Raw genomic sequence first — 4,749 nt, 5'->3', positions numbered from 1 at the left:
GGCACCCATATCCTGCATCTGCGTCTGGCAGCATGGGCAAGTGGCGGTTTGTTGTTCTGCGGGTTTTTCTCCAAATCCAAACATGATGTTGCTCCTTCTGTCGATTAAAATAGGATGCAGCTTGCGCTACACCGTTTTGGTTGGACCCTGGCCAGTGGCCAAAGTCGCTTCATTCGTCATTTTGGCTTCCAAGGGAACGCACACTACCCCCAAGCGTAATCTTAGGTCGAGCTGGCGGGGCATAACTCCCAGGGCGCATGTAGGGCAGGGGCTCCCCTCGGTATTCGGAGCGATTCTCCGATCCTGAATTTTCTACCTGTTCCCGCAAGCGGTAGCAAATAGGCTTTTTACCGTGCGTGCTGATCTTCCCAGACACTTCCAGCCGGGTAAGGGCTTCGCGAACTGTCGTAGCCCGTATATGCAGCCTATCGGCTATTTCCTGGGCACTTTGCCAGGAATCATCCAACGCGCCCTCAACCGACGCGATAATTTCTCTGCTTAACAAGTATCTCCCCTATGCTTTCCAGAACCGGCACACCGGGAACAGGATCCCCGCCACCATCATGGTTTGCTCTGATTCGCACCACTCGCGGCACTCCAGCATCCACGGCTTCCCGGCAATGCACCCACAAATCATCGGCAAAGATCTCCGGCTTCAAAATCCGAAGTGGATCAAACTTGCTGCCACCAAAGCCCACACCCATCAGCCGCACTTGCCGTAACCCCAGCTTGTCCAAGGCTCTCTGACGTGCCTTTCGTGCTTCCACATCCACAGCGGAAATGACAAAAACCTCGTGGTCAGCTTCCAACCAGGCATTGACGGCTTCCAGAGCATCCGGAATAACCGGACAGTCTTCCCAGACATTAAAGCGATTGAACATTGCCCAGCAGCGATGGTATTCCGCCATGGATAAGCTATAGCGGGTCATCAAGTGATAGCTTTGGTTCCTTTCGACCAGCTCACGATTCAGGGTGTTTTCTGCGACCGTGTGCCAGGTAGCAAGAAAGTCAAAAAGCACCTGGTCGGCATCTATGGCGATTCTCATCGTTGTCTCCTTCTGGTGTCCATGAAAAAAACGACTTCCACATACAGATCATGAATCAAGTCGTAGGAAGCCCATCCAACGAAGAAAATAAACGGGGAAACAAATGCGGTGATCATCAGGATATACATAATATGGTTCAGACTATGCGAAAAGCCGAAAATCAGCGCGAGTCCATAAAGTATGCCGAGAGGGATAAAAGCCAATGCAATGATGGCGATGACCGCAGCAATCAGAATACCGAAGGTCACTAGACCAGCTTTCGTTTTAATGTTTTCCGGTGTTTTCACCATAAATCACCTTATAAGTCTGAATACTACCTTAACGAACTCGCTCGTCAAGAACGGACCTACCACATAAAACAAAACGATGGCAAGCAGTACAATAGAAATAAAAATTAAAAATAATGCCCAGAATTTAACATTTCCCATGGTTTTTCTCCTGCTTCTTATACCCGTCACATTCAAGCACAATCACCGGATGGAACTGGAATGGCCAGGCATGTTCAGGATGCTTTTCACAGTCGCAAACCAATCGGAACGGTTCTTCGATGACGCCTTTCTGCACAATGAAGGTGTAATACGCGATCATCACATCTACAGGCTGAACCTCGCGGAGCTTGCATTCCAGCAGTTCAGGATCATTGTGCTTTTTTCGCGCTTTCGCGCAATCGTCGCAAATCATAATCACCTCCCAAATCAATTCCGAAACCAAGTCCGAAAACTGCGATAAATTTGCCGCAGTTCCAACGCGACCACCCACACTAACAGCAAACCTATTGCAGCGGGAATGACCAGCTAGATCCAGGCGATAACAGAAAGATCAGCGGGCATTTATTTTTTCCTTGGCAGCAATAACAATTTGACACTTTTTGCAGGTAATTTTGTTCTTGTAGTCATCCAGTTCGTAGGCTTCTGGTGGTTGTCCATGCGCTATCACGGGCACTATTAGTCCACACTCGGTTTTAATTCCATCGCCACTTGCTCCATGCCAACGGCTCATGCGCTCGTTAAAATTTTTAATCTCGCCAAGTCGCCAGCGTAGAGCGAATGCGCTCATAATCCGTTCCGCAAACGGCGGTCAGCATCAATAGCCGCACGAACGATCTTGGCGACATGATCTCTTTTCCGATCCACATAAGGTTCCAATGATGGTTCGACGGCAAACCCCAGATAACGCAAGATGGTTTCCGCCACTTCACTATCCGATACGGTATAATCATCGGTAGATGCGTGTGCATTTGATTTTTGCGAAGCCCAAAAACGCGCTCTCAGCCGCTCGATCTCCTCTGCCGCTTCTTCCGCAATCGAAAGGTCGTCGTGCTGGTAGTTGGCCAGAGCGCGAAGCCTGTTCACGAGATCGTCAGCCATCAACATCATCCGTGACCATTCCGACAGGCCAAGCCTGCCATTCTCGGCCATTCAGCCTGCATCCAGCCTTACGCACACCCACACGGAATACCGACATACTCCTACTGCCTTGCTGGAAAGCCATTGGATCAGTGAGAGACAAGCAATATCCGTCCTTATTCAGTACCGCTTGTGGTACGACACAATGTTTCCCGAACGCCTCATCAACACCCCATTGGCATTCATCGGCCTTCGCTTTCCGATTAGAGCGGTAGAGCGTTTCCATAAACTCCGGCGTCATCTGATTCACAGGAAGCCACTCACCCCATTGTTTGAAGAAAAACGGTACATGAGCCTGGGTGCATTGTTCCTGAATAGCCTCTACCCAATCCGGGTGCATTGGCCGGGCATCCGGCCCTGATTCTCCGCCTACCACGACCCAATCCAGTTTAGGGGCGTTTGTCTCTCCGTATGTCCGCAAGGGTCCATTCATACCGACGGGCACATCCTCAAGATCTATCGGGCCTAAAAGCGGCTCGGCACTGAGCCAACGAATTGCCGCAGGTGTATTCATCAAGTAAAAAAGCCTCTCATCAGCACTCTCTTGATCCTCAGCCGATACGCCAAGCCAGACATTCGGCAATGGCCACTCCAGAATGCCAAAACAATCCGACCGGACAGCAGGCATCGCCTCATTCCCGATAATGTCCATGCGCCCCGGCGTAGTAAGATACTTAAACATCCGTTCGGGTCGCTTGGTCAAAATTTGAAAAGTATGCTGCTCGGCCAGGGCCATCACCGCAAATACCCGGTCGATAAAAGCATCCGGCACAGACTCGTGAAACAGGTCAGACATGGAATTGACAAAAATCATCCGGGGCTTTTTCCAGCGCAAGGGCTGGTCCAGACGATCTTCATGACAGGCCACGTCCGTAAAGGCTCTGCCGTAGTAGCTCACGGCTTTTGGGTTAGCGGAAAGCCTTGCCCACTCCCGCTCCGCATAACAATGCTTGCAGCCTTGGGAAACCTTGGAGCAGCCCGTCACCGGGTTCCAGGTGGCATTTGTCCAGGCAATGCCGGTTTTGTCAGCCATTGTTATTCTCCAGGGTGGTTTTAAGCGCCTTCAAATAACCTTCAGGATTCCCGTAATACAAGCCGTACAGTCCGTCGAAAAACTCTACGATCTCCCGATGTGTCGTAAACACAGTGGTCGGATGTCCGAATGTATATTGCTCACCCGGATTAAACGCCACCTCTTTCCCGGTAAGGTAGTATTGTAACAAGCGGTATAGAATGGTGCTGGATTTGTCCCCGCTACAGCTAATTCCCTCCCGCCGCTGAATAATTCCCTGAAAGTGAGCATTCAGGAATTGGTACCGTTTCAGGATGAAATGCGCCTCCGACTTACCAGGGAGGACCGTCTGAAGCAAGCCGTCGGTCAACCGTTCCAGTGGGTAAGGAAGCGCATAGAGGAACCGTTCTGGTTGACCGTCACGCGCAAAGACTAAAGCATCCTGCAGCAAAGGATGTCCCCGAAGTGACGCGAATAGCGCCATTTTGTCCTGACCGATATTGTTAAGGATCGCGGTTATCACGTCCTGAATCGAAGTGGTAGATTGTTCTGTCATTTCGCCACACTCCGCCTCACCAGATCCATCCAGGTATTCCTCCGTCATAAAACGCCCAGTTCATCACGGTAATGATTTGCGTATTTGGCGATTCCTGAATGGAATCTGTTGTGGACAAGGGTATTTTCTGCGCTTCAACGTGTTCTGTTTTCATACCCATATTCCTCCTGACTGATAGGTAGGCAGTTTTAATTTGAACCCCACACTTGGTCCATACAGCGCCTCAAACTCACCTAAAAGATCATGAAAATTGCAGTTGCCTAAATCTACATCTACGTTCATATCGTGGAGCTTCACGAAGATAGGGGCGCATGATTCGCAAACAAACCATGACGCCAGGGGAACCTCATCGCCGCAGATCCGTTCTTCGATCTCATTGGCACAATCCCGCCAACGCTCCACCTGGATGTATTTCGCACTACGGAGGACTAAATCACCGCATGAACAGCATTGTTTGGCTCTAAAGCGGGATGGGGGGTGAGGCCTCATGTCATAAGACAAAAGACGCATGTCGGTGCTCCACCACCACGCCTTACCGTCCCATTCTATCGCACAAGAAATAGTCATTGTTCTCTCCAGTTAAAAAACATGCACGACAAACTGATACAAAAAGAACAACTCCGCGAGTGTGCCCAAGGCCAGAATGACCAGCACATGCACGAGATCCCCGAACAGCCGGGAGAAGTCGATCTGCAGCCGGATGATCTGCATAAAATCCTCCGCTGCAGA

8 protein-coding genes are annotated in these 4,749 nt (G+C 50.4%); all 8 read right to left on the bottom strand.

Features of this window, described 5'->3' with window-relative positions; all coding sequences use genetic code 11:
• Positions 1-473: 473 nt before the first annotated feature.
• Positions 474-1,046 (bottom strand): hypothetical protein, encoded by a 573-nt coding sequence (locus AC2VLY_RS14780; protein ID WP_486893040.1) that lies wholly within the window; start codon positions 1,044-1,046, stop codon positions 474-476.
• Complete coding sequence (locus tag AC2VLY_RS14775) at positions 1,043-1,336, bottom strand: hypothetical protein (protein WP_486893041.1); 294 nt, start codon at positions 1,334-1,336, stop codon at positions 1,043-1,045. The genes AC2VLY_RS14780 and AC2VLY_RS14775 overlap by 4 nt, the downstream gene beginning before the upstream one ends.
• 124 nt (positions 1,337-1,460) lie before the next feature.
• Positions 1,461-1,805, bottom strand: coding sequence for a hypothetical protein (locus tag AC2VLY_RS14770; RefSeq protein WP_486893042.1), 345 nt, complete (start codon positions 1,803-1,805; stop codon positions 1,461-1,463).
• Positions 1,806-1,865: 60 nt separating this feature from the next.
• Complete coding sequence (locus tag AC2VLY_RS14765; RefSeq protein WP_486893043.1) at positions 1,866-2,102, bottom strand: hypothetical protein; 237 nt, start codon at positions 2,100-2,102, stop codon at positions 1,866-1,868.
• The gene (locus AC2VLY_RS14760; RefSeq protein ID WP_486893044.1) at positions 2,099-2,413 is read right to left on the bottom strand and encodes a hypothetical protein; all 315 of its coding nucleotides are present in this window, start codon (positions 2,411-2,413) and stop codon (positions 2,099-2,101) included. Before AC2VLY_RS14760 ends, AC2VLY_RS14765 begins: the two co-directional genes overlap by 4 nt.
• Complete coding sequence (locus AC2VLY_RS14755; RefSeq protein WP_486893045.1) at positions 2,406-3,485, bottom strand: DUF5131 family protein; 1,080 nt, start codon at positions 3,483-3,485, stop codon at positions 2,406-2,408. The genes AC2VLY_RS14760 and AC2VLY_RS14755 overlap by 8 nt, the downstream gene beginning before the upstream one ends.
• Positions 3,478-4,020, bottom strand: coding sequence for a hypothetical protein (locus tag AC2VLY_RS14750; protein WP_486893046.1), 543 nt, complete (start codon positions 4,018-4,020; stop codon positions 3,478-3,480). The genes AC2VLY_RS14755 and AC2VLY_RS14750 overlap by 8 nt, the downstream gene beginning before the upstream one ends.
• Before the next feature lie 16 nt (positions 4,021-4,036).
• Complete coding sequence (locus AC2VLY_RS14745) at positions 4,037-4,174, bottom strand: hypothetical protein (RefSeq protein ID WP_486893047.1); 138 nt, start codon at positions 4,172-4,174, stop codon at positions 4,037-4,039.
• Positions 4,175-4,749: the final 575 nt, after the last annotated feature.

This window comes from Acidithiobacillus sp. TH-A36 (assembly GCF_057473445.1).
The sequence above is the reverse complement of the archived record's forward strand: the minus strand, read 5'-3'. Positions and strand labels throughout refer to the sequence as shown.